Genomic DNA, 24,073 nt, shown 5'->3' on the forward strand with positions numbered 1-24,073 from the left:
CTCACCCCGCGTCCCCGTACGTGCGCCGGAGGTGCTCCGCGTAGCCGCCGGGGGTCCGGCCGGCGAAGCGGCCGCTCGTGACGACCGGGAGCTCGGTCGTCGCGCGGACGTCCAGCCCGAGCGCCCGAGCCCGCTCGACCAGGCGGACGTCCTCGTGCTCGCGCACCGGGTCGAAGCCGCCGAGCGCTGTGTACGCGTCGGCCCGGACGCCGAGGTTCGCGCCGTGGACGTGCCCGAGCGTCGCCCCGGGCGGGTGTGCGCGGCGCCAGCGGTCGAGCACGGCGGGCGCGAGGTCGTCCGGGTCGGGGACGACTGCGCCCACGAGCAGGTGCGCCCCGGCGAGCAGTGCGTCGACCTGCTGCACGAGCCACTCGCGGTGCACGCGGGAGTCCGCTTCGGTGTGGGCGAGCCAGTGCCGCGTCGGGACGGTGTCCGCTGCGCGGCCGCGAGCGTGCGCGGCGCCGATCGCACGGGCGCGTCCGACCCCGACGTGCGCCGACGTCCGCACGTGCAGCGCGCCGCCCGACCAGGTCACGTCGGTGTGCCGGACGGACTCGACCACGTCGGCGGTGCCGTCGGTGCAGCCGTCGAGCACGAACGTCACGCCGACCGGCACGGCGGGGTGCGCCCACCCGAGCGCCTCGACCGCCGCGGACAGCGCCTCGAGCGACCCGCCGACGGACGCCTCCTCGTCGTGGACCGGCACCACGACGTCGATCCGCGCGCCGCTCACCGCACGAGGCCCTGCGCGCGGGCCACGGAGGTGACGGCAGGGCCGGGCAGGACGCTGAGCACGAAGTCCTCCTCGAGGTGCCGCACGAGCGCCGGTCTCGGCCACCGTGCGGCGACGCGGGCGTCGACGGTGTCGCCGTCGGTCACCGCCTCGTCGTCGGGGTGCCGCCAGTGACACGTGACGAGCACGCCGTCGTCGTCGAGCGAGTCGAGCACACGGTCCACGGTCCGGTCGAGGTCGTCCGGCGACAGGTAGTACCCGACCTCGGACAGCACCACGAGGTCCCAGCGTCCCGCCGGCCACTCGCCGGGGAAGGCCGCCCGCTCGAAGCGCGCCGACGGAGCCCGGCGCCTGGCCTGCTCGATCGCGGCCTCGGCGAGGTCGGTGCCCGTCACGGTGTCGGCGCGCTCGGTGAGGGCGGCCGTGAGCACACCGGTCGCACAGCCGAGCTCGAGCGCGGAGCGGTAGCGCGCCCGGGGCAGCGCCGCCAGGGTGACGGCGCGCTTCCGCTGCTCGTACCAGGAGCCGTCGAAGTCCCACCCCTCGGGCTTCCTGGCGTAGTGCGCGTCGAACGACGCACGCGACCGCGAGCGGAGCGGGGCGAACAGCCACTCCTCGGCGCGCAGGTGGTGCGCGGCGTGCCGGCCGTCCACGATCGGTTCGTCACCGGGCGCGTCGGAGAGCGGCATCGTCTGGGACGGGTAGGCGGCCAGCGCCCTCGCCTTGCGGTCCCGGACGTCCGGGCCGAGGGGCAGCCTGCGCGCACGGTCCCAGGGCGCTGTCGGCACGGACGGGTCGTCCCAGTGCCAGGCCCAGATCGGGTACGCGAGCAGCTCGGTCCCCGGTGTCGCCGCGACCACCTGCTCGGTGACCTCGCCTGCGACCCGGTGGTCCCGGTGCCCGTCGCCCCGCCAGGGCGCCACGACCAGGGTGGGCCGCGCCGCGCCCGCGAGCCGGTGTCCGAGGGCGGTGCGCAGGACGTCGGCGTGCTCCCGGACCGCGCCGTCGGGCACGTCGAGCTCGGTGGCGCTCGCCGTGGGGTGCAGCACGCGCAGGGCGTGCCGGAACTCCTCGGACCGGCGCGGGGCGAGCTGCTCCGGTGTCACGGTGGGGGAACCGGGGTGCGAGCGCTCGCCGCGGGTGAGGAGCAGCACGTGCACGGGCACCTGCGCGTCGGCCGCCGTGGCGATCAGCCCGCCCGCGCCCAGGGTCTCGTCGTCCGGGTGCGGCGCGACGACCACGACCGAGCCGACCCCGCGCAGGTCGACCGCCGGTGCGGACACCGTCTCGAGGAAGGCCGTCCACGCCGCGGGGTCCGTCCCGGCGTCACGGTGGTCGAAGCTCACCACGCGACACCCCCGCGCTCCGTGACGATCCGGCCGACCCGGGCGAGGTCGCGCTCCCCGTGGTCCTGCAGGACGTAGAGCCCGAGGTCGGCGACCCGGGCGGCGACGGCCGGGTCGCTCGTCAGCGGCCCGGGACCGATCGTCGCGACGACCCCGTGCAGGACCGCGTCCACCGCCCGGCGCACCCGCGACCGGGTCACCTGGGCGATCAGGCGCCAGTCGGTGCTCCCGTCGGACGCCCCGTCCCGGGGGTCGCCGTCGCCCGGTCCGCTGTCGACGGGCAGGGGTGTGTCGATCCGTGCGGCCGCGGTGGCCAGGGCGTCCTCGGCGTCGGCGAGGTCGAGGACGGTCGCGCCGAGGGCTGCCTGCAGCAGCTCGGACTCCGGGTGCGCTGCAGCCGTCCGGCGGAGCACCCGCGCGAGCCCGACGGCTCCGCCCCACCAGCACGCAGCGACGCCGATGCCGCCCCACGCGAAGCCCGGCCGGGTGAGGTACCAGCCGGGAGCACCGACCGGTGTCGCGCGCACCCCGTCGAGGTCCACCGGACCACTCGGGACGTCGGGCATCCCGCGGGCGACCCATGCACCGTCGTGCACGGTGACCCCGTCCTGGTCGAGATCGACGGCGAACAGCTGCCGGCCGTCCCCGACGTGTGCGGTGATGAGCGCGTGCGAGAGCGACGATGCGAGCGAGCACCACGGCTTCGTTCCGGCGAGCCGGAAGGCGTCCGGCCCGGCGTCCGGGTCGGGGGTCGCGGTCAGCACGGTGCCGGGGGCCTCAGCGGCGAAGACGCCCCAGGTCGACCCGGGCGGGGCCGGCACGCCGGCCTGCTCGAGGATCCCGAGCGCGTCGAGGTGCGGCTCGACCGTGCGGGCGAGGGCCACGTCCCTCGCCGCGACGGCCGCGAGGGCGGCGAACGCACCGCCGGCCGAACCTGCGGACAGGAGCGGGGCGGTGGACGCGAGCCACCGCGCGAACGCGAGGCGGTCCTGCGGGGCCGAGCCGGTCCTCCCGGCCGTCCGGTCGATGTCGGTGGTGTCGACATCGCGAGCCGATGCGGGCCACGCGGTACTGCTGAGCATGCCTCCGAACGTACGGGAACCGCGCGGATCGGATCACGATGATCCCCAGACCGCACCAGGGTCAGGCACAGGCGGCTCATAGGAATCGCACCGATCCTCGATGACGTGACCATCTCGCAGCCCGCCGCAGCCCCTCGTCTCACCCGCGCCGACGGCACCCCGTTGCGCATCCTCGTCGTGGACGACGAGGCCAGCCTCACCGACCTGCTCTCGATGGCGCTGCGCTACGAGGGCTGGGACGTCAAGAGCGCCAACGGCGGCCAGGAGGCCCTGGCGACGGCACGCGAGTGGAAGCCCGACGCGATGGTGCTCGACGTGATGATGCCGGACCTCGACGGGCTGCAGGTGCTCGGCCGGCTCCGGCAGAACAACGACGACACCCCGGTGCTGTTCCTCACCGCGAAGGACTCCGTCGAGGACCGCGTCACCGGTCTCACCGCGGGCGGCGACGACTACGTCACGAAGCCCTTCTCGCTGGAGGAGGTCGTGGCACGGCTCCGCGGACTCATCCGCCGCTCGCAGATCTCGATCTCCGAGGCGGGGGACTCCCGCATCGTCGTCGGGGACCTCGTGCTCGACGAGGAGTCGTACGAGGTGTCCCGTGCCGGCCGTCCGATCGAGCTGACCGCGACCGAGTTCGAACTCCTCCGCTTCCTCATGCGCAACCCGCGGCGTGTGCTCAGCAAGGCACAGATCCTCGACCGGGTGTGGTCGTACGACTTCGGCGGCAAGTCCAGCGTCGTGGAGATCTACATCTCCTACCTCCGCAAGAAGATCGACGCCGGCGAGACCCCGATGATCCACACGGTGCGCGGCGTCGGGTACGTCATCAAGCCGACCTCGTGAGGGCTGCCGCGTGACACTCCGCCGACGACTCGTCCTGAGCATCGTCGCGCTCGTCGTCGCCGTGAGCGCGGTGATCGGGGCGGGCAGCATCGTCGCGCTGTTCTCGATCCAGCGATCGGCGATCGACCAGCAGCTGCAGTACGCCACGAGCCGCGCACAGAAGTCACTGCAGGACCAGGGTCCGAACGGCCCGAGCCTCGAGATCGGCCGGCCCTCCGGGCAGGCCGCCGGGACCCTGACGGTCTACTTCCTCGACGGCACCGCGGCGGTGGGCAGCGTGCTCGACAACGCCGGCGACATCGACCGCCTCACCGGGTCCTCGGTGCGTCCGCTCGGTGGCGTCGCGATCGACGGCGCCGCGCACACGGTCGACCTCGGGCACGACCTCGGTCGCTACCGGGTCACCGCAGCGCCCGTCGGGCCCGCCGTGCTCGTCGTCGGTCTCCCGATGGCGCCCGTGTACGAGAGCGTGTGGAAGCTGTTCGGATGGGTGCTCGTGGTCACCGCACTCGCACTGCTCGCTGCCACCGGGGTCGCCGCGGTCGTCGTCCGTCGCTCGCTGCGCCCGCTCGAGCGCGTCGCCGAGACCGCTTCGTCCGTCGCGCGGATGCCACTGGAGCGGAGCGACGCCCTCGACGGCGTGCGGGTCCCGGACGCCGATCCGCGCACCGAGGTCGGCCGCGTCGGCACCGCGTTCAACCGGATGCTCGGGCACATCGCCGGCGCGATGCAGGCCCGGGAGCGCTCCGAGCAGAAGGTGCGACAGTTCGTCGCCGACGCCTCGCACGAGCTCCGGACACCGCTCGCGTCGGTCCGCGGGTACGCCGAGCTCACGCGGCGGATGGGCGCGGACCTGCCGCAGGACGTCGTCTACGCGATGAGCCGCATCGAGTCGGAGTCGAAGCGCATGACGAGCATGGTCGAGGACCTGCTGCTGCTCGCCCGGCTCGACGAGGGCCGCGAGGTCCAGTTCGCCGACGTCGACCTCACCGGTCTCGTGCTCGACGCGGTGAACGACGCCCACGCAGCCTCGCCCGACCACCCGATCGAGGTCGACGTGCCCGACGTCCCCGTCGAGGTGCAGGGCGACGCAGCCCGACTCCACCAGGTCGTCGTGAACCTCGTCACCAACGCGCGGACGCACACCCCGGACGGCACCCGCATCACGGTGGGCCTCGCGCCGTCCCCGAACGGGGTCGACCTGACGGTGCGCGACACCGGTCAGGGGATCGACCCGGAGTTCCTGCCGAAGCTGTTCGAACGGTTCGCCCGGGCGGACAGCTCGCGGTCGCGCACCGCCGGGTCGACGGGCCTCGGGCTCGCGATCGTCGACGCGGTCGTGCAGGCGCACGGCGGGAGTGTCGAGGTCGCGAGCGTGCCGGGGGACACCGTGTTCACGGTGCACCTGCCGACCTCGCGCCCGGCGGCGGCAGCCGGTGCGGGCGCAGCCGGCGCGGTGGCGGCGACCGCCTGACGGACTGGAGGCGCGGGGCGGGGCCCGCCCCGTTCCTCCCGTCCGGCGGTTGGTCGCGGTCCCGATCCTGTGGTACCTTCTTCGAAGCCAAAGACCGCCGGTCGTCTGTGCGCTCGCGCACAGACCGAAGGTCCTCACTCGTGGGGCAGCCAGCGCAGGTGTTCAGAACAACTCCTCCCGTTCGCGGGGGAGCAGCTCCGAGCCTCTGCGCCGGAGCTTTTTTCGTGTGGTGACCAGGGGCTAGCCGGCAAGAACCCCAAGGAGAACCATGGCGAACAAGGAAGCTGCGGTCGCCGAGCTCACGGAAGCATTCCAGAGCTCGAACGCCGTCCTGCTCACCGAGTACCGCGGTCTCACGGTGGCGCAGCTCAAGGAGCTCCGCAACTCGATCCGTGAGCACGCCACGTACGCCGTGGTGAAGAACACGCTGACCAAGATCGCGGCGAACAACGCCGGCATCTCGTCGTTCGACGACGAGCTCGCCGGTCCGTCCGCTCTCGCCTTCGTCCACGGTGACACCGTCGCCGTCGCGAAGTCGCTGCGTGCATTCGCCAAGGCGAACCCCCAGCTCGTGGTGAAGGGCGGTTACTTCGACGGTAACCCGCTCACCGCGACCGAGGTGGACAAGCTCGCCGACCTCGAGTCCCGTGAAGTCCTGCTCGGCAAGCTCGCCGGCGCCTTCAAGGCCTCGCTGTTCGGTGCTGCGTACCTGTTCCAGGCACCCCTCTCGCAGGCCGTCCGCACCGTGGACGCCCTCCGCGAGAAGCAGGAGTCCGCGGCCTGACCAGGCACGCGTTCATCAACCACACGTACTAGCTAGTAGTAGGAGAAAATCATGGCGAAGCTTTCGCAGGACGAGCTCATCGAGGCCTTCAAGGAGCTCACGCTCATCGAGCTCTCGGACTTCGTGAAGAAGTTCGAGGAGGTCTTCGAGGTCACCGCTGCTGCCCCCGTCGCGGTCGCCGCGGCCGGTGGCGCTGCTGCCCCCGCCGAGGAGGTCGAGGAGAAGACCGAGTTCGACGTCGTGCTCAAGTCGGCCGGTGACAAGAAGATCCAGGTCATCAAGGAGGTCCGTGGCCTCACGTCGCTCGGCCTGGGCGAGGCCAAGGCCCTCGTCGAGACCGCCGACGCCAAGATCCTCGAGGGTGTCAACAAGGAGACGGCCGACAAGGCGAAGGAGGCCCTCGAGGCCGCCGGCGCCACGATCGAGCTCGCGTAGTCTCGACCTCTGGTCACGAAGGCCGCTGCCCCTCGGGGCGGCGGCCTTCGTCGTGCGCGGCGGGCGGCCGGGGCGGCCGGGGCGGCCGGGGCGCGAGACTCGGTTCTGCGGACACTTTCGCGTGTCAGGCATTGCGAATGTGTCCGCCCGGCCGAGTCTCGCCGCCCACGTGCAGGTCGTGCGAGCGGAAGAGGGCCTGGAAGCGGTCGAGTCGTTCGAGGTGCCACCAGGTGACGCGGACCACCGTCCGGACCTCTCGGCGACGACGGAGACGGTCCTCCCGACGCTTCTCCGTCCAGACGACGTCGCCCGGGTGCCGCCCTGCGAGCATCGCCGGGTCCGTGTACTTCTGCTTGCCGTCGAACTCGACCACGACCCGGATGTCGGGCAGCCAGAAGTCGACCCGATCCGTGAAGCCGTCGTGGCGGAACTCGTGTTGCGGCACGACCTGCCCGACGCCGATCTGGACGAGCCGGATCGCCGTGTAGGACTCGCCGGCGGTCTCGTGGCGGGCGTCGAGGGCAGCGAGGACCGTGCGCGCACGACGCGACCCTCGTCCCGGGCCCGCAGGCAGAGCGTCGGCCAGCTGTGCGGCGGTGAGGCTGCCGTCCCGTACTGCCGCGTCGATCGCCACCGCCGCGACGTGCACGGGCTCCGTCCGCGCGACGAGGGACGCGGTCGTCGCTCGGTCGCCGACGGGCACGCCGTCGAGGCGGGCCGCCGCGAGGTGCAGCGCTCCGGCGCCGGGAGCGTGCAGGATCACGCCGGCTCGGTGGACCGTCTGCTCGATCGTCGGGACGGTGACGTGGACCCGGTCGGGCGCGGGACCGATCAGCGGCCACCCGTGGATGAGCGCGGCCGTGAGGTGTGTGAACACCCCACCGGCGGGTACCACCGGCGCGACGGCCCACACCCGAGCGAGGTGTCGGTCGGCTGGGTCGAGTCCTTCCCAGATGCTCCGGGGGAGGTAGACGCCGTTGTGCAGCCGCACCACCTCTCCCGCGCGGTGGCGTCGCCGGAGTGTGCGCGCTCGTGAGTCGTCGTCTGCGCGGAGCAGTGCAGGGCGTTCCCGGTGGTACCGCATGCACCCACGCTGGCGGCCGAGCGATCCGGTTGAGCGGCAGCGTGCCGACCTGTGGAGGAGCGGGTCCAGTGCACAGCCTGTGGGCGGAACGCGAGACTCGCGTCAGCGGACACTTTCGCGTTCGAGCGGCCACAAAAGTGTCCGCTGGGCCGAGCCTCGGCAGCGCGCGCGTCAGCGCAGGGTGCTGTGGCGGCGGCCGTAGGCCAGGTAGAGCACGGCGCCGGCGACCATCCACAGGCCGAACGCGATCCACGTGCCGGCGCCGAGGAACACCGCGAGCAGGACGCAGCACAGCGTTCCGAGCACCGGGACGACGGGGAACAGCGGCACGCGGTAGGAGCGCTCGAGGTCCGGACGGGTGCGGCGCAGCACGATGACGGAGACGTTCACCAGGGCGAACGCGACCAGGGTGCCGATGCTGGTCGCGTCGGCGAGCTCGCCGAGGGGCACGAGCGCGGCGCCGACCGCGACGACGATGCCCACGATGAGGGTGTTCGGCACGGGGGTCCCGGTGCGGCGCGAGACCGTGCCGAAGACCTTCGGCACCATGCCGTCGCGGGCCATGGTCAGCAGGATGCGCGTCTGGCCGTACAGCACGGTGAGCACGACGCTGGCGATCGCGATCACGGCCCCCACCGAGAAGACCAGGGCGACCACCGGCTGACCGGTCACGTCGACGACGATGCGGACGAGCGATGCCTCGTCGGAGGAGAACGACGTCCACGGGCGGGCCCCGATCGCGGCGACCGCGACCAGGATGTAGAGCGTCGTGACGATCACGATCGACGCGATGATCGCGCGCGGGAGGTCGCGCCGGGGGTCCTTCGCTTCCTCTCCGGCGGTCGACGCGGCGTCGAACCCGATGTACGAGAAGAACAGGCGGGACGCGGCGGCGGTGACACCAGCTGCTCCCATCGGCGCGAGCGGCGCGAAGTTGCCGGACCGGAACGCCGTGAAGGCGACGACGACGAAGAAGACCAGGAGGGCGATCTTCACGACGACCATGAGCGTGTTCGCCCAGGCGCTCTCACGGGCACCGGGCAGCAGGACGGCCGTCGCCAGGAGCACGAGCACCGCCGCGGGGAGGTTCACGACGCCGCCGTCACCGGGTGGGGCGGCGATCGCCGCCGGCAGGTGCAGACCGAACACGCGGAGTGTCTCGTCGACGTACTCGCTTGCTCCCACCGCGACCGCGGCCACGGAGACGGCGTACTCGAGGACGAGGCACCAGCCGCAGACCCAGGCGATGCCCTCGCCCATCGTGGCGTAGGTGTACGAGTAGCTCGAGCCCGAGGTCGGCACGGCCCCGGCCATCTCGGCGTACGACAGCGCGGAGAGCAGGGCGGCGACGCCGGCCAGGACGAACGAGATCCAGACCGCCGGCCCGGCCAGCGGGACCGCCGTGCCGAGCACCACGAGGATGCCCGTGCCGAGGGTCGCGCCGACGCTGATCATCGTCAGGTGCCAGACCCCGAGCGACCGCCGGAGCGGTACCCCGTCCACCCCCGCCGCGGCCTCGGCCTGCAGCTGGTCGATCGGCTTCCGGCGTGCGAGCTGCTGGCGGAGCGACGTGGGGCGGGGGGACGCGGACGTCATGGGACCTCTGGTGGTGCGGGGGACGCGGACGGACGATCGTTGCACGGCCCCTGAACGGGGTCAAATACTGCGCATCCCGCCGGTGTCCCCAGCCGGGGATAGGTTGGCCACATGAGCATGGGCCACGGGATGCGACCGGGCGCGGCGGGCGGGCTGCGCGGCGGCGGGCGGATCTCGAGCGGGGACGTCGCGGCGCAGCGGGCCGCCAACGCCGAGGCGCCGCGGATCCCGCACCTGCTCCGCCGTATCGCCGGGCTGTTCGCACCGCACCGGCGCGCCATCGTGCTGACCGTGACGCTCGTGCTGGTCGGAGCGGCACTGTCGGTGATCCCGCCGCTCCTCACGCAGCAGGCCTTCGACCGCGGGCTCTTCCCGCCGTCCGGGCGGCCTGACGTCCCGGTGCTCCTCGAGCTCGTCGGCGGCATGGTCGCGCTCTGGATCGCGAGCGCGGGCATCGGCATCTGGCAGACGTACCTGACTGCGACCGTCGGCAACAAGGTGATGGGCGCGATGCGCATGCGGCTCTTCGCGCACCTGCAGCGCATGGAGCTGGCGTTCTTCACGCGCACGAAGACGGGTGTCATCCAGTCGCGCCTGCAGAACGACGTCGGCGGCGTCGCCAGCGTGCTCAACAACACGATCTCGTCGGTGCTCGGCAACACCGTGACGGTGATCGCAGCGGTCGTCGCGATGCTCCTGCTGAGCTGGCAGATGACGCTCGTCGCCGTGGTGCTGCTCCCGCTGCTCGTCGTCGCCCAGCGTCGCGTCGGTCAGGTGCGTGCCCGGATCGCCGGACAGACGCAGGAGTCGCTGTCCGACATGACCGCGATCACCCAGGAGGCACTGAGCGTCTCCGGCATCCTGCTCGCCAAGTCCTTCAACCAGCAGCGCAGCGAGACCAAGCGCTACGAGGACGAGAACCGGAACCAGATCCAGCTGCAGGTGCGCCAGCAGATGTCGGGGCAGTGGTTCTTCGCCATCGTGCAGGTCTTCCTGTCGATCATCCCGGCGGTCATCTACCTGGTCGCCGCGTACTTGATCATCGGCGACGTGCCGATCACGGCCGGCACGATCGTGGCGTTCACGACGGTGCAGTCCCGGCTGCTCTTCCCGACCGTCGGCCTGCTCCGGGTCGTCCTCGACCTGCAGACCTCCGGCGCGCTCTTCGCCCGCATCTTCGAGTACCTCGACCTGCAGCCGGCGATCACCGACGCACCTGCAGCCCGCAAGGTGGACGCCCGCCGGGTCGGGCACGTGGCGTTCGACGACGTGACGTTCGCGTACCCGGACGGCGAGCCCGACAAGCCCACCCTCCGCAACGTGTCGTTCGAGCTCGAGCCCGGGCAGTTCGCCGCATTCGTCGGACCGTCGGGCGCGGGCAAGACGACGATCTCCTACCTGGTGCCGCGGCTGTACGAGGCCTCGGCGGGGTCCGTCCGGTTCGCCGGGGCCGACGTGCGGGACCTCGAGCACGAGGACCTGATGCGCCACGTCGGGATCGTCAGCCAGGAGACGTACCTGTTCCACGCCACGATCGGCGACAACCTGCGGTACGCCAAGCCGGACGCCACCGACGCGGAGCTCGAGCGGGCGGCGCGTGCGGCGAACATCCACGAGACGATCGCGTCGTTCCCCGACGGCTACGAAACGGTGGTCGGGGAGCGCGGGTACCGGCTCTCGGGCGGCGAGAAGCAGCGGATCGCGATCGCCCGGGTGCTCCTCAAGGATCCACCGGTGCTCGTGCTCGACGAGGCGACGAGCGCGCTGGACTCGATCTCCGAGCACGTGGTGCAGACGGCACTCGACACCGCTGCCGCAGGAAGGACGACGATCGCGATCGCGCACCGGTTGTCGACGATCCGCGACGCCGACGTCATCTTCGTGCTCGACCACGGGCGGATCGTCGAGCGGGGCTCCCACGACGAGCTCCTCGACCGCGACGGGGTCTACGCCTCCCTGTTCCGTCAGCAGAACGCCACCGCGCACGACCACGACGTGGCGACGACCCCGTTCGTCGCATCCCAGCCGAGCGCCGGTGGTCCCGCCTAGACTCGGCCGCGTGCGATACGCGAACTCGGTCGTCGACCTCGTCGGCGACACCCCGCTCGTCAAGCTGAACCGCGTCACCGAGGGTCTCCGGGCGACCGTGCTGGTCAAGGTCGAGTACCTGAACCCGGGCGGCTCGTCGAAGGACCGCATCGCGACCCGGATCATCGACGCGGCCGAGGCCTCCGGCGACCTCCGACCCGGCGGCACCATCGTCGAGCCCACGTCGGGCAACACCGGCGTCGGGCTCGCCCTGGTCGCGCAGCAGCGCGGGTACCGGTGCGTCTTCGTGCTGCCGGACAAGGTGGGTGAGGACAAGCGCAACGTGCTCACGGCCTACGGCGCCGAGATCGTCGTCACGCCGACCGCCGTCGCGCCCGACCACCCCGAGTCCTACTACTCGGTGTCCGACCGCCTGGTGCGCGAGATCCCGGGTGCCTACAAGCCGAACCAGTACGCCAACCCGAACGGCCCGCGCAGCCACTACGAGACCACCGGTCCCGAGATCTGGCGCGACACCGAGGGGCAGGTCACGCACTTCGTCGCCGGCGTCGGCACGGGCGGCACGATCTCGGGCACCGGACGGTACCTCAAGGAGGCGTCCGACGGCCGCGTCCGCATCGTCGGCGCCGACCCCGAGGGGTCCGTGTACTCGGGCGGCACCGGACGCCCCTACCTGGTCGAGGGCGTCGGCGAGGACTTCTGGCCGTCCGCCTACGACGCCGGTGTACCCGACGAGATCATCGCCGTGACCGACGCCGAGTCCTTCGCCATGACCCGGCGGCTCGCGCGCGAGGAAGGCCTGCTCGTCGGCGGCTCGAGCGGCATGGCCGTCGTCGCCGCGCTGCGGGCCGCCCGCGACCTGACGGAGGACGACGTCGTCGTGGTGCTGCTGCCCGACGGCGGTCGCGGCTACCTCGGCAAGATCTTCAACGACCGCTGGATGCGCTCCTACGGCTTCGCCGAGGCCGACGACGCCCGCACCGTCGGATCGGTCGTCGCCGGCAAGGACGGCCGTCTGCCCGACCTCGTGCACGCGCACCCGTCGGACACCGTCCGCGACGTCGTCGAGATCATGTCGACGTACGGTGTCTCGCAGATGCCCGTCCTGAGCGCCGAGCCGCCCGTCGTGATCGGCGAGGTGGTGGGTGCCGTCGCCGAGAAGGACCTGCTCGAGCAGGTCTTCACGGGCAGTGCATCGATGACGGACGCGGTCAGCGGCTTCGTCGGCGACCCGCTCCCGCTCATCGGCACCGGTGAGTCGCTCTCGGCGGCCCGTCGTGCGCTGGAGGCCGTCGACGCGCTGCTCGTCGTCGACGACGGCAAGCCGGTCACCGTCCTGACGAGGCACGACCTGCTCACGTCGCTCTCCGAGTGAGCCCAGCAGTCCGAGTGACCCCAAGCCCGAGTGACCCCCGAAGCCCGAGTGACCCCCGCAGCCCGAGTGACCCAGAAGTCCCAGTGACCCCCGAAGCCCGAGGAACCGAAGCACGCATGACCGAGTTCGCCACCCGCGCCGTCCACGCCGGCCAGGACCCCGACGCCACGACCGGTGCCGTCATCCCGCCCATCCACGTCACCAGCACCTACGTGCAGGACGGTGTCGGGAACATGCGGAACGGCTACGAGTACTCCCGCGGCGGCAACCCCACACGGGACGCGCTGCAGACGCTGCTCGCAGACCTCGACGGCGGCGTCGCGGCGTACTCGTTCGCCTCGGGCCTCGCCGCGGAGGACGCCCTGCTCCGCGCGTACCTCGAGCCGGGCGCCCGGGTCGTGATGGGCAACGACGTGTACGGCGGCACGCACCGCCTGGTGAACCGGCTGCACGTGCCGTGGGGCGTCGAGCTCGTGGTCGTCGACATGAGCGACGTCGACCGGGTGCGTGCCGCGCTCGAAGGGGCCCCGGCGAAGACCGTCCTGTGGGTCGAGACCCCCACGAACCCGCTCATGAAGATCGCCGACATCGCGCTGCTGTCCGAGGTCGGGCACGCCGCCGGCGCGCTCGTCGTCGTGGACAACACCTTCGCGTCGCCCGCCCTGCAGCAACCCCTGTCGCTCGGTGCCGACGCGGTGTCGTACTCGACGACGAAGTACCTCGGCGGGCACTCCGACGTGGTCGGCGGTGCGGTCGTGCTCCGCGACCCGGCGTTCGCGGAGCAGGTCGGCTTCCTGCAGTTCGGCGCCGGTGCGATCGCCTCGCCCTTCGACGCGTTCCTGACCACCCGCGGCATCAAGACGCTGCCCGTCCGCATGGAGCGCCACTCGACGAACGCGCAGGCGGTCGCCGAGGCGCTGGTGTCCGCGCCCGGCGTCGAGCGCGTGTTCTACCCGGGTCTCGCCGACCACCCCGGCCACGAGGTCGCGGCGAAGCAGATGCGCGGCTTCGGCGGCATGCTGTCGGTGGCGCTCACCGGCGGCCCCGAGGCGGCCAAGCGCTTCGTCGAGTCGACCGAGGTCTTCACGCTCGCCGAGTCCCTGGGCGGCGTCGAGTCGCTGATCGGGTACCCGAGCGAGATGACGCACGCGTCGGTGAAGGGCACCGAGCTCGCCGTCCCGGAGAACGTCGTCCGGCTGTCCGTCGGCATCGAGGACGCCGGCGACCTGGTCGCGGACGTGCTGCAGGCACTGTCCCGCTGACGCCGTGACGGACGGGAGGCTCCCCACCGGGCCGGTGGGGAGCCTCCCGTCCGTCACGGCGACCGCCGGTCCGTCGGTGCCGGCCCCTAGGCTGGTGCGGTGAGCAGCGTGGCGACGAGGTCGGGGATCCTCGGCGGGCGCTACGCGCTCGCCACCCTCGGCATGGTCGCGATCGTCGGGGTGGCCGCGTTCCAGAACCTCGCGATGACCACGGTCATGCCGGAGATCAGCCGCGACCTGGACGGGCAGACGCTGTACGCGCTCGCCTTCGCCGCACCCCTCGCCGCCGGGGTCCCGGGCATGGTGCTCGCCGGTACCTGGTCGGACCGGTCGGGGGGACGGGTCGTCGCCTGGATGTCCGCGGCGCTCTTCGCGATCGGGACCGCGGTGGTGATGACCGCGCCGACGATGGAGGTCTTCCTCGTCGGGCGTCTGGTCGAGGGCTTCGGCGCCGGAGCGATCGACGTCGTGCTGTACGTGCTCGTCGCGCGGATCTTCCCCGCGGAGCTGCACGGTCCGGTGTTCGCGGGGTTCGCCGCGGCGTGGGTGGTGCCCGCGCTGGTCGGTCCCGCTGTCGCCGGGGTCGTGACCGAGGTGTGGGGTTGGCACTGGGTGTTCGCCGGGGCGCTCGGGATCGCGCTCGTCGCCTTCGCGCTGCTCGTCCCGACGCTGTCCCGGCTGCACGCGCCGCCCGTCGACCGACGGCCCGCCTGGCAGGCGGGCCGCATCGCGTGGTCCATCGGGGCCGCCGTCGCGATCCTGCTGCTCAACGTGGCGCCCGACCTCGGCGTCCGGGGGCGGGTCCTCGCGGTCGTCGTCGGGGTGGTCGGCACGTGGGCGGCGCTGCGCCCGCTCCTGCCGTCCGGCACGTTCCGCGCCGCCCCCGGGCTGCCGACGGTCGTGCTGCTCCGGGGGCTGGTCGCCGCCGCGTTCTTCGGGAGTGAGGCCTACGTGCCGTACCTGCTGCAGGCCCAGCACGGGCTGTCCGCGTCCGCCGCCGGACTGGCACTGACCGTCTCGGCCGTGAGCTGGGCCGGGGCGAGCTGGCTGCACGGTCGGCTCGGCGAGCAGCGCCTCACCGCGACCCGGACGTTCGGGATCGGTACCGCGCTCGTGCTGCTGAGCGTGCTGGTCGCGCTCGCGGTCGCGGTGTGGGACCTGCCGTGGTGGGTGCTCGTCGTCGGGTGGTTCGTCGGCGGGGCCGGCATGGGCGGGATGTACCCGCGGCTGTCGATGCTCACGCTGCGGTTCTCGCGCGAGGGTGACGACGGGTTCGCGAGTTCGGCGCTCACGATCGCCGACGCCTCGGGCAGCGTCGTCGGGCTCGCGGTCACGGGGTTGCTGTTCGTCGGCAGCGGGGGAGCGACGGGCGACTGGTCGTTCCCGCTCGTCTTCGTGGCGATGGCAGGGATCGCGCTCGTGGCCTCGGCGGCCGTGCACCGGCTGGGACCCGTCCCGCCGCCGACGGTGACGCAGGGCACCTGACGACCCGGCCGGTCGTGCGCGCGAGCGGTAGCGTGGTGTCCCGACGAGCGGAGGGACCGGAGTGCGCATCACCGTCGTGGCCGTCCTGGTGGGCGTCGTCCTCGCGCTGACCGGGTGTCAGGGCGCGACGACCGCTGCGCCGACGCCGGTGCGCAGCACGGACCTGACGAGTTCCGACGGCGGCTTCGACCGGAACGCGGTGGTGGGAGTGGTGCTCGCCGCGGGTGACGACGCGCTCGCGTCCGACCTCGAGGACGGGCTCCGTGACGCCGGATTCCGCCCGGACGTCCGCGTCTCCCCACGTGACGGTGCGGCGGCTGCGCAGCGCGGTGCGGTGGACGACCTCGTGCGGGGCGGTGCGAAGGCGCTGCTCGTCCGGGCGGTGGACGCCGGCGCCCTGACCGGTGCGGTGCAGACGGCGCACGACGCCGGCGTGGTGGTGGTCTCGCTCGGCGACGCCGTGCCGGCCAGCGGGACCGGCGGCGACGGGGTCTCCGCGGACCACCGGGTGCGGGCGTCCGGTGACCCGGCGGTCACGGCCCGAGCGGCCGTCGACGTCGTGCGGTCACTGCAGCGTGGCGAGCAGCCCGCCGACGACCGACCGGCCGGATGACGTCAGCGCCTGTGTGACGACTGCCGACAGGTCAGTGCCACCAGGCGGGGAACGACAGCGTGATCGTCTCGACGAGCGACCTCCGCGACCGACGGGGCCCGGCGAGCCAGGCCTCGATCGCACCGACGAACCCCTGGGCGACGAACCCGGCGGCGACGTCGTCCAGCAGGGGTGGGCGGGACGCGGGGTCGAGCTCGCGGATGTGCTGCGCGCTCGAGACGGTGAAGTGCTCGACGAGCAGCCGGTGCAGCGAGGCGTCCTCCGTGTCGGGGAGTCCGCGCGCGTAGATGTCGCGGTGTGCGACGACGTGCTCGACGACGGCGTCGATGCCCCGTCGGGTGATCGCGGCGAGCTCGTCCGGCCCGGCACCGCGCGCCGACGCCGCACGGCGGGCCTCGACGTCGTCCTCACGGATGCGGTCGAGCTCCGGGGTGAGCACGTCGGCGAGGAGCGAACCGGGGGAGACCGCGTGCGAGTAGAACGTCGCACGGTTGATCCCGGCTGCCCGGGTGACGTCGGCGACCGTGATCGCCGATACCGGGCGGTCGGCGGCGAGCCGCAGGATCGCCTCGCGCAACGCTGCCGTGGTGTGCAGGATCCGGGCGTCGACCACGACACCACCCCTTCTTCGTCCGGTGCGCCCGGGCGGCCGACGGCCGGTCCGAGCAGTCCGACGCTACCGCATGCCGACCAGGCGGACGGGTCGGAGAGCGCAGTGTGACGCGAGGATCCGCGAGAGGCGTTCCGAGAGCGCTCACGCTGGCCGTACGATGGTTCCGTCACCGAATCGATTCGATTCGACCGTCGAGAGCCGTAGCTCTCGTGCCCGACCCTCGCCCCGTGCCCGACTCCGTCGCGTGCCCGATCGGCCCCTGCCCGTGCCCGACCTGCCCCGTGAAGGACCCCTCGTGACCGCGCCCGCCACCACCGGCTCGCTCCGCGTCGTACTGCACCCCGGTGATGCCCTCACCCGGAACCAGCGCCTCGTCTACGTCTTCGTGCTCGGCGCGCTCACCGCGCTCGGCCCGTTCACCATCGACCTGTACCTGCCGGCGTTCCCGTCGCTCGAGCGCGAGTTCGGCATCAGTGAGGGCGCCGTGCAGCTCACGCTCACGGCGACGACGCTCGGCTTCGCGGTCGGCCAGCTGCTCGTCGGACCGTGGAGCGACAAGGTGGGTCGGCGTCTGCCGCTCATCATCGCGACCTCGGTGCACGTCGCCGCGTCCGTCGGGGCGGCGCTCGCGCCGAACGTCGAGGTCCTGGCGCTGTTCCGCGTCCTCCAGGGCATGGGCGCCGCGGCCGGCGGCGTCGTCGCCATGGCGACCGTGCGCGACCTGTTCGGTGGCAAGCCGCTCGTGCGGATGCTGTCGCGCCTGGCGATGGTGAACGGCCTCGCGCCGATCCTCGCGCCGCTCATCGGTTCGCAGATGCTGCAGTTCGTCAGCTGGCGCGGGGTCTTCGTCTTCCTCGCCTGCTACGGCGCCGCCGTGGTGATCGCGTCGTCGCTCCTCATCGTCGAGACCCTGCCGCCGGCCCGCCGCCAGGAGGCGGGGCACTCCACGATCGGTCAGCGCTACCGGGCGCTGTTCTCCGACCGCATCTTCGTCGGCGTCGCGCTCATCGGCGCGATGGTGTTCAGCGGGCTGTTCTCGTACCTGAGCGCGTCGCCGTTCCTGTTCCAGACCGTGTACGGCCTCGACGCGCAGCAGTACGGCCTGCTCTTCGCGGTCAACTCGATCGGCGTCGTCGTGGGCGTGCAGGTGTCGTCACGGCTCGCCCAGCGCGTCGGACCGCAGTGGATCCTGGCGTGCTCGACGGCGACGCTGTTCACCGCCGCGGTGGCCATCGTGGTGCTCGACCAGCTCGGCGCGGGCCTGGTCGGTGTGCTCGTCCCGCTGTGGTTCTTCATCGCGGCCTGCGGGTTCACCTTCCCGCTCGTGCAGGTGATCGGTCTCGCGGCGCACGGCAAGGAGGCCGGTACCGCCGCCTCGCTGCTGGGTGCCCTGAACTTCGGTGTCGCCGGTCTGGTCTCGCCCATCGTCGGGTGGCTCGGCATCACCGCGGCGACGCCGATGGCCGCCGTGATGGCGTGCACTGCGGCGGTCGCCGTGCTCGTGCTCTGGGTGGTCGTGCGGCCGCGGACGGTCCCGGCACTCACCCACTGACGTCGAGCGGTCCGCTGGCGTTCGGGCGGGTTGCGGTCCGGCGGTCCGGCGGTCCGGCGCTCTGGCGGCGTCGACTCGAACGACGACATCGTCGTCGAACGACAACGGCGGTGTCGTTCCGCGACCGCGGTCGAGCGGGTCGCGGGCTGGTGACGGTTCGGCGCTTCGGGGGCGTCGGCTCGAGTGACAATTTCGTTGTCGAACGACAGCGGCAGTGTCGTTCCGCGCCCGTCCGACCGTGTCACGGGCTGGGAACGGCCGGGCGGCCCGGGGCATCGGCTCGAACGACGACTTCGCTGTCGAACGACGACGGTCGTGTCGTCGCGCGACCGCGTTCGCCGGCGCCCGCACCACGGGACCTGCGCGTCCGTAGGCTGCGGGGATGAGCGACGCGGTGGAGCAGGCGCGGGCGGCGGCAGCGGCGGCGCAGGCCGCGGCGGAGGAAGCGCGGCGCCTCGCTGACGAGGCAGCCCGACGGGCCGAGGAGCTCGCCGCGGCGCTCGAGCACGCGGCCGGTGTGCCGGCAGCGACCACCCCGGCGTCGGGCACGACCACTGCCGGCGGGACCGATCCGGGGTCGGCGGCTCCGGACGCGACCGCCCCGGACGCTGGGTCGACCTCGGACGCCGTCGTCGCGCCTCCCGGCCCGGCCGACGCGAGCCCGACGGCGGACGCGAGCCCGACGGCCGACGCGAGCCCGACACCGGCCCCGAGCGCCGCTCCTGCCGCCCCCGCCGGACCACTCGGCCCGGACGCCGTCGCGGCCGTCCGCGCCGGCTACTCCGTGCAGGGGACCGCCCTCGAACTCGGCGCCCTCGTCAACGGTGAGGCCCTGCCCGACGTCCAGGTCCGGATCCCGCTCGGCATGCTCAACCGCCACGGGCTGGTCGCCGGCGCGACCGGGACGGGGAAGACCCGCACGCTGCAGCTCCTGGCCGAGCAGATCGCGGCGAACGGCGTCCCCGTCTTCGCCGCCGACGTGAAGGGCGACCTGTCCGGGCTCGCCGCCGCCGGGCAGCCGAGCGAGCAGCTCCTGGCGCGCACGGCCGGCATCGGGCAGCAGTGGGCGCCCCTCGCGAGCCAGGCGGAGTTCTACTCGCTCGGCGGGCAGGGGACCGGTGTGCCGATCCGCGCGACGGTGTCCGGCTTCGGCCCGCTGCTGCTCGCGAAGGTGCTCGGGCTGAACCCGACGCAGGAGTCGTCGCTCGGTCTGGTGTTCCACCACGCGGAGCGCGCCGGGCTGCCGCTCGTCGACCTGTCCGACCTCCGCGCGGTGCTGACGTACCTGGTGAGCGACCAGGGCAAGGCGGAGCTCGCCGAGCTCGGCGGCCTGTCGAAGCAGACGGCCGGGGTGATCCTGCGCGAGCTCGTCACCTTCGCGGACGCCGGTGCGGACCGCTTCTTCGGTGCGCCGGAGATCGACACGCGGGAGTTCCTCCGGACCGCGGCCGACGGTCGCGGCATCGTCAGCCTGCTCGAGGTGCCTGAGGTGCAGGACCAGCCCGAGGTCTTCTCGACGTTCCTCATGTGGCTGCTCGCCGACCTCTTCAACGAGCTGCCCGAGGTGGGCGACACCGAGGAGCCGAAGCTGGTCTTCTTCTTCGACGAGGCCCACCTGTTGTTCGCGGGGGCCTCGAAGGACTTCACCGCGCAGATCGTCCGCACCGTCCGCCTCATCCGGTCGAAGGGCGTCGGCGTCGTCTTCGTCACGCAGTCACCGGAGGACCTGCCGGGCGACGTGCTCGCGCAGCTCGGGTCACGGGTGCAGCACCAACTGCGGGCACACACCCCGGATGACGCGAAGGCATTGCGCGCTGCGGTCTCGACGTACCCGACGAGCGACTACGACCTGGCCGAGGTCCTGACCTCGCTGGCGACCGGCGAGGCGATCGTGACGGTCATGAACGAGTACGGCGCGCCGACTCCGGTGGCCTGGACGCGGCTGCGAGCGCCGCAGGGGTCGATGGCGCCCCTGCCGCCGGCCGAACTGGAGGCGCGGGTCGCCTCGTCCCCGCTCCTCGCCACCTACGGCACCCCGGTCGACCCCGAGTCCGCTCGCGAGGTCCTGGCCGCCCGCATGGAGTCGGCCGCCGCGCAGGCCGCGGCGGTCGAGGCGCAGGCCGATGCGGTCGCTGCGGCGGCCGACGCCGCGCGCGAGGCAGCCCGCGCGGCCGCCGCCGCTGCGGAGGAGGCCGCCGCGCAGGCGGTGCGGGACGAGCGGGAGCGGGCCGCGGCGCAGGCGGCGTACGAGCGGACGCAGCGCGAGTTCGAGCGTGCCGAGCGGGCCGCGGAGCAACGACGGTCGCGGACGATGTCCGCAGGGACGAGGTCCTCGCGGACCCGGACCGGGCGACGGGCCGAGGACCCGCTGTCGGACCTGCTCGGCGGGTCGGGACTCGGCGGGACGATCGCGAAGGAGGTCGTGCGCGGCATCTTCTCGACGCTGCGCCGACGCCGTTGACGCGCGTCGGTCAGCGTGCGAGGAGGCCGACGGTCTCCACGGCGAGCAGCCCGGCGACGACACAGGCCGCGGCGGCGCCGACCAGGAGCACGCCGGCGCGACGTTCGTACCAGGTGCGGCTCGAGGGCCAGCGTCGGGCGGCCTCGCGCACGTGCACCGGACGCCGTTCGTGCTCGACGGGTACGTCGAGGGCCTCGACCACGCGGTCGAGCGCGGGTTCGCCCCAGACGTCGCCCCGCATCCGGAACAGGTGTCCGTCCCCGGCGTCGAACGCCAGCAGCTCGCGGGTCGCTCGGTCGGGTGACGCGCCGTACACCGGAGCCACGACGACCCGGTGCACCCGTGCGCGGGCGATGCGGCGGCTCGGGGAGAGGACCGCGTTGATGACGACGGCGTCGGCATCGATGCCGAGGAACGCCTGGCCGAGCCGGACGAACAGGACACCGACGAGCACCGCGAGGACGACGACGAGCGAGGCGACGAGGGTCCACCAGCGCACCGGCAGCGAGACCCAGACGAGGGCGACCGCGAGCGGCACCGCGGAGCAGAGGACGCTCAGCGCGGTCGACCGGACGAGCGAGCGCCGCGGTCGGAGGACGACGTCGAACACCGGCGTCCGCAGCCGTCCGGCGGTAGGTACCGTCGCTTCCCCCACGTGGCTCTCCTCGCCCTCGGGCGCGCGGGCAGGCCGAAGACGCCTCCCGCAGGCGACGCCCCTGCCGCCCGCTGCACCGTGGTCGACCCGTCCCGGGGTCGACCGTCTGCTCAGACTAGGGGGGAACGGGGGTGGAGGACAGTGCGTTCCACCCCCGATGGGCGTTTCCCGGCCAGACCGTGACCGGACGGGGTGCGGCGGGGTCGGGCAGGTGGGGGACCGCGGAACGCAGCAGGCGCGTCCGCTGTGCGGACGCGCCTGCTCTCGTGCTGTTGTCGTGCTGGCGGAGAATGGGGGATTCGAACCCCCGAGGGCTTGCACCCAACACGCTTTCCAAGCGTGCGCCATAGGCCACTAGGCGAATTCTCCTGGGCCACCTCGCGGTGACGACACCCCATGGTACAGGTCTTCGAGGGTGCTCACGACCACCGGCAGGACCGCCGGCACGAACACCCGCACGACCGCTGCGGCGGCTCCCAGAGGGCACGGCGACCGCGCGACTAGCCTGGGAACGTGTCGACCCGCATCTACATCACGTCAGCAGAAGGACACACGGGCAAGAGCACCGTCGCCCTCGGTGTCCTCGAGACCCTCGCGCGCTCGGTCGGACGGGTCGGCGTGTTCCGCCCGGTCGCCCGCTCGGTCGCCGAGCCGGACTACGTGCTCGAACTCCTGCTGCAGCACAGCGCGGTGGGACTCTCCTACGACGAGGCCGTCGGCGTCACCTACGACGACGTGCACGCGGACCCCGACGCGGCCCTCGGCACGATCCTGAACCGGTTCGCCCAGGTGGAGCGGCAGTGCGACGCGGTCGTGGTGCTCGGGTCGGACTACACCGACGTCGGCAGCCCCACCGAGCTGTCGTTCAACGCCAAGGTCGCCGCGAACCTCGGCGCGCCCGTGCTCCTCGTGCTCGGTGGCCGTGACTCCGCAGAACGCGGCGCCCGGACGCCCGACGCCATGGCACAGGTCGCCGACGTCACCACGAGCGAGCTCCGCGCCGCGCACGCACAGCTCCTCGGCGTCGTGGTGAACCGCGCCGACCCGGACGCGCTCACCGCGATCGTCGCGAGCGTCGAGCACGCGGTGCGGGACGACCACCCGGACACCCCGGTGTGGGCGATCCCGGAGGACCGGGTGCTCGTGGCGCCGACGGTCCGGGCGCTGCTCGAGGCCACCGGCGCGACCCTCGTCCGCGGCGACGAGGCGCTGCTCGACCGCGAGGCCCTGGGCACCGTCGTCGCCGGCATGAGCATGGAGAACGTGCTCCCGCGGCTCATCGAGGGCGGCATCGTCGTCGTGCCGGGCGATCGCAGCGACGTGCTCCTCGCGACCGTGCTCGCGAACCAGTCGGAGACCTTCCCGAGCCTCGCCGGTGTGATCCTCAACGGCGGGTTCGAGACGTCGCCCCAGATCACCCGGCTGCTCGAGGGCCTGTCGAGCTCGCTCCCGATCGCGCGCAACGACCTCGGCACGTACGACACCGCACTGCGCATCACGCACACCCGGGGTCGCCTCGCCGCGGACTCACCGCGCAAGGCCGACCTCGCGCTGGCGCTCTTCGAACAGCACGTCGACGCCGACGCCCTCCGGGACCGCCTGCAGCTCACCCCGTCCGGCGTCGTCACCCCGCTCATGTTCGAGCACGGGCTGCTCGACCGGGCCCGCGGCTACGGCAAGCGCATCGTCCTGCCCGAGGGCGACGACGACCGCATCCTGCACGCGGCGTCGACCCTGCTCGCGCGCCAGGTGTGCGAGCTGACGATCCTCGGCGACCCCGCGGCGGTCCGCTCGCGGGCGACCGAGCTCGGCCTCGACCTCGAGGGGGCGCAGATCGTCAGCCCGTTCGACCCCGAGCTCCGCGAACGCTTCGCCGAGGAGTACACCCGGCTAAGGGCACACAAGGGCATGTCCATCGAGCTCGCGCGTGACACCGTCACCGACGTCTCGTACTTCGGCACGCTCATGGTGCAGCTCGGGCTCGCCGACGGCATGGTCTCCGGCGCGAAGCACACCACGGCGCACACGATCCGGCCGTCCTTCGAGATCATCAAGACCCGGCCGGACACGTCCATCGTGTCGAGCGTGTTCCTGATGGCGCTCGCCGACCGCGTCCTCGTCTACGGCGACTGCGCGGTGATCCCGGACCCGACCAGTGAGCAGCTCGCCGACATCGCGATCTCGTCGGCCGAGACCGCGACCCAGTTCGGCATCGACCCGCGCGTGGCGATGCTCAGCTACTCGACCGGGGACAGCGGCACCGGTGCGGACGTCGACAAGGTGCGCTCCGGCACCGCCTTCGTCCGCGAGCGCCGTCCGGACCTGCTCGTCGAGGGCCCCATCCAGTACGACGCCGCCGCCGACCCGACCGTGGCCCGCACGAAGATGCCGGACTCGCCGGTCGCCGGACGGGCGACCGTCTTCATCTTCCCCGACCTCAACACCGGCAACAACACGTACAAGGCGGTCCAGCGCTCCGCCGGTGCCGTGGCCATCGGCCCGGTGCTCCAGGGCCTGCGGAAGCCCATCAACGACCTGTCCCGCGGTGCGCTCGTCAGCGACATCGTGAACACCGTCGCGATCACCGCGATCCAGGCCGGCACCGCGACCGACGCGGCCTGACCGGCC

19 protein-coding genes and 1 tRNA gene are annotated in these 24,073 nt (G+C 72.8%); 12 read left to right on the forward strand and 8 right to left on the reverse strand.

Going from position 1 to position 24,073, the window contains the following annotated elements; genetic code table 11:
- Window position 1: 1 nt before the first annotated feature.
- From QUG93_RS04670 to QUG93_RS04680, 3 genes are read right to left on the reverse strand one after another with little or no spacing between them, the layout of a single operon-like run.
- The gene (locus QUG93_RS04670) at window positions 2–733 is read right to left on the reverse strand and encodes a glycosyltransferase family 2 protein (protein WP_289472496.1); all 732 of its coding nucleotides are present in this window, start codon (window positions 731–733) and stop codon (window positions 2–4) included.
- A complete protein-coding gene (locus QUG93_RS04675; RefSeq protein ID WP_289472498.1) occupies window positions 730–2,079 on the reverse strand; it encodes a bifunctional PIG-L family deacetylase/class I SAM-dependent methyltransferase in 1,350 nt (449 codons plus the stop codon). Before QUG93_RS04675 ends, QUG93_RS04670 begins: the two co-directional genes overlap by 4 nt.
- Window positions 2,076–3,161: an acyl-CoA dehydrogenase family protein gene (locus tag QUG93_RS04680; protein WP_289472499.1), complete on the reverse strand. Its 1,086-nt coding sequence runs from the start codon at window positions 3,159–3,161 to the stop codon at window positions 2,076–2,078. Before QUG93_RS04680 ends, QUG93_RS04675 begins: the two co-directional genes overlap by 4 nt.
- A 111-nt stretch (window positions 3,162–3,272) precedes the next feature.
- Between QUG93_RS04680 and QUG93_RS04685 the strand changes: the two genes are divergently transcribed.
- From QUG93_RS04685 to rplL, 4 genes are all read left to right on the forward strand, one after another.
- Window positions 3,273–4,007 (forward strand): response regulator transcription factor, encoded by a 735-nt coding sequence (locus QUG93_RS04685; protein WP_491700596.1) that lies wholly within the window; start codon window positions 3,273–3,275, stop codon window positions 4,005–4,007.
- 10 nt (window positions 4,008–4,017) lie between these two features.
- Window positions 4,018–5,481 (forward strand): sensor histidine kinase, encoded by a 1,464-nt coding sequence (locus QUG93_RS04690; RefSeq protein WP_289472502.1) that lies wholly within the window; start codon window positions 4,018–4,020, stop codon window positions 5,479–5,481.
- Between the two features lie 268 nt (window positions 5,482–5,749).
- The gene (rplJ, locus tag QUG93_RS04695; protein ID WP_022904852.1) at window positions 5,750–6,265 is read left to right on the forward strand and encodes a 50S ribosomal protein L10; all 516 of its coding nucleotides are present in this window, start codon (window positions 5,750–5,752) and stop codon (window positions 6,263–6,265) included.
- A gap of 51 nt (window positions 6,266–6,316) precedes the next feature.
- Entirely contained in the window at window positions 6,317–6,700 is a 384-nt protein-coding gene (gene rplL / locus QUG93_RS04700) for a 50S ribosomal protein L7/L12 (RefSeq protein WP_066655204.1), read from the forward strand.
- A 124-nt stretch (window positions 6,701–6,824) separates the two neighbouring features.
- Here the strand turns inward: rplL and QUG93_RS04705 are convergent, their stop codons facing one another.
- Together QUG93_RS04705 and QUG93_RS04710 are read right to left on the reverse strand one after the other, a co-directional pair.
- The gene (locus tag QUG93_RS04705; RefSeq protein ID WP_289472504.1) at window positions 6,825–7,577 is read right to left on the reverse strand and encodes a hypothetical protein; all 753 of its coding nucleotides are present in this window, start codon (window positions 7,575–7,577) and stop codon (window positions 6,825–6,827) included.
- A 378-nt stretch (window positions 7,578–7,955) separates the two neighbouring features.
- Complete coding sequence (locus QUG93_RS04710; RefSeq protein ID WP_289472505.1) at window positions 7,956–9,380, reverse strand: APC family permease; 1,425 nt, start codon at window positions 9,378–9,380, stop codon at window positions 7,956–7,958.
- A gap of 117 nt (window positions 9,381–9,497) precedes the next feature.
- Here QUG93_RS04710 and QUG93_RS04715 point away from each other — a divergent pair, with 117 nt between their 5' ends.
- From QUG93_RS04715 to QUG93_RS04735, 5 genes are all read left to right on the forward strand, one after another.
- Entirely contained in the window at window positions 9,498–11,429 is a 1,932-nt protein-coding gene (locus tag QUG93_RS04715) for an ABC transporter ATP-binding protein (RefSeq protein WP_289472635.1), read from the forward strand.
- Between the two features lie 10 nt (window positions 11,430–11,439).
- Window positions 11,440–12,804 (forward strand): cystathionine beta-synthase, encoded by a 1,365-nt coding sequence (locus QUG93_RS04720; protein ID WP_289472506.1) that lies wholly within the window; start codon window positions 11,440–11,442, stop codon window positions 12,802–12,804.
- Between the two features lie 116 nt (window positions 12,805–12,920).
- On the forward strand, window positions 12,921–14,066 hold the full coding sequence (locus tag QUG93_RS04725) for a cystathionine gamma-synthase (protein WP_289472507.1): 1,146 nt from the start codon (window positions 12,921–12,923) through the stop codon (window positions 14,064–14,066).
- Between the two features lie 99 nt (window positions 14,067–14,165).
- Window positions 14,166–15,551 (forward strand): MFS transporter, encoded by a 1,386-nt coding sequence (locus QUG93_RS04730; protein ID WP_289472508.1) that lies wholly within the window; start codon window positions 14,166–14,168, stop codon window positions 15,549–15,551.
- A gap of 61 nt (window positions 15,552–15,612) precedes the next feature.
- Window positions 15,613–16,164, forward strand: a complete 552-nt coding sequence (locus QUG93_RS04735; protein ID WP_289472510.1) for a substrate-binding domain-containing protein — start codon at window positions 15,613–15,615, stop codon at window positions 16,162–16,164.
- A gap of 31 nt (window positions 16,165–16,195) precedes the next feature.
- On the opposite strand, the gene QUG93_RS04740 is transcribed toward QUG93_RS04735, so the two are convergent.
- Window positions 16,196–16,777, reverse strand: coding sequence for a TetR/AcrR family transcriptional regulator (locus QUG93_RS04740; RefSeq protein ID WP_289472511.1), 582 nt, complete (start codon window positions 16,775–16,777; stop codon window positions 16,196–16,198).
- Between the two features lie 295 nt (window positions 16,778–17,072).
- On the opposite strand from QUG93_RS04740, the gene QUG93_RS04745 reads away from it, so the two are divergent.
- Complete coding sequence (locus QUG93_RS04745) at window positions 17,073–18,329, forward strand: multidrug effflux MFS transporter (protein WP_289472513.1); 1,257 nt, start codon at window positions 17,073–17,075, stop codon at window positions 18,327–18,329.
- Between the two features lie 382 nt (window positions 18,330–18,711).
- Window positions 18,712–20,790: a helicase HerA-like domain-containing protein gene (locus QUG93_RS04750; RefSeq protein ID WP_289472514.1), complete on the forward strand. Its 2,079-nt coding sequence runs from the start codon at window positions 18,712–18,714 to the stop codon at window positions 20,788–20,790.
- A 10-nt stretch (window positions 20,791–20,800) separates the two neighbouring features.
- On the opposite strand, the gene QUG93_RS04755 is transcribed toward QUG93_RS04750, so the two are convergent.
- Window positions 20,801–21,445 (reverse strand): hypothetical protein, encoded by a 645-nt coding sequence (locus QUG93_RS04755; protein ID WP_289472515.1) that lies wholly within the window; start codon window positions 21,443–21,445, stop codon window positions 20,801–20,803.
- Window positions 21,446–21,726: 281 nt separating this feature from the next.
- Window positions 21,727–21,814, reverse strand: a tRNA-Ser gene (locus QUG93_RS04760).
- 144 nt (window positions 21,815–21,958) lie between these two features.
- Here QUG93_RS04760 and pta point away from each other — a divergent pair.
- Window positions 21,959–24,067, forward strand: a complete 2,109-nt coding sequence (pta, locus tag QUG93_RS04765) for a phosphate acetyltransferase (protein ID WP_289472516.1) — start codon at window positions 21,959–21,961, stop codon at window positions 24,065–24,067.
- The last annotated feature ends 6 nt before the right edge of the window (window positions 24,068–24,073 follow it).

The sequence above is a fragment of the Curtobacterium caseinilyticum genome, from assembly GCF_030363035.1.
Classification (GTDB): domain Bacteria; phylum Actinomycetota; class Actinomycetes; order Actinomycetales; family Microbacteriaceae; genus Curtobacterium; species Curtobacterium caseinilyticum.

Excerpts from the sequence above, each read along its gene's own strand:
- QUG93_RS04680 (WP_289472499.1), bottom strand. The coding sequence starts at position 3,161 with ATGCTCAGCAGTACCGCGTGGCCCGCATCGGCTCGCGATGTCGACACC.
- rplJ (WP_022904852.1), top strand. The coding sequence starts at position 5,750 with ATGGCGAACAAGGAAGCTGCGGTCGCCGAGCTCACGGAAGCATTCCAG.
- rplL (WP_066655204.1), top strand. The coding sequence starts at position 6,317 with ATGGCGAAGCTTTCGCAGGACGAGCTCATCGAGGCCTTCAAGGAGCTC.
- QUG93_RS04710 (WP_289472505.1), bottom strand. The coding sequence starts at position 9,380 with ATGACGTCCGCGTCCCCCCGCCCCACGTCGCTCCGCCAGCAGCTCGCA.
- QUG93_RS04715 (WP_289472635.1), top strand. The coding sequence starts at position 9,498 with ATGGGCCACGGGATGCGACCGGGCGCGGCGGGCGGGCTGCGCGGCGGC.
- QUG93_RS04725 (WP_289472507.1), top strand. The coding sequence starts at position 12,921 with ATGACCGAGTTCGCCACCCGCGCCGTCCACGCCGGCCAGGACCCCGAC.
- QUG93_RS04750 (WP_289472514.1), top strand. The coding sequence starts at position 18,712 with ATGAGCGACGCGGTGGAGCAGGCGCGGGCGGCGGCAGCGGCGGCGCAG.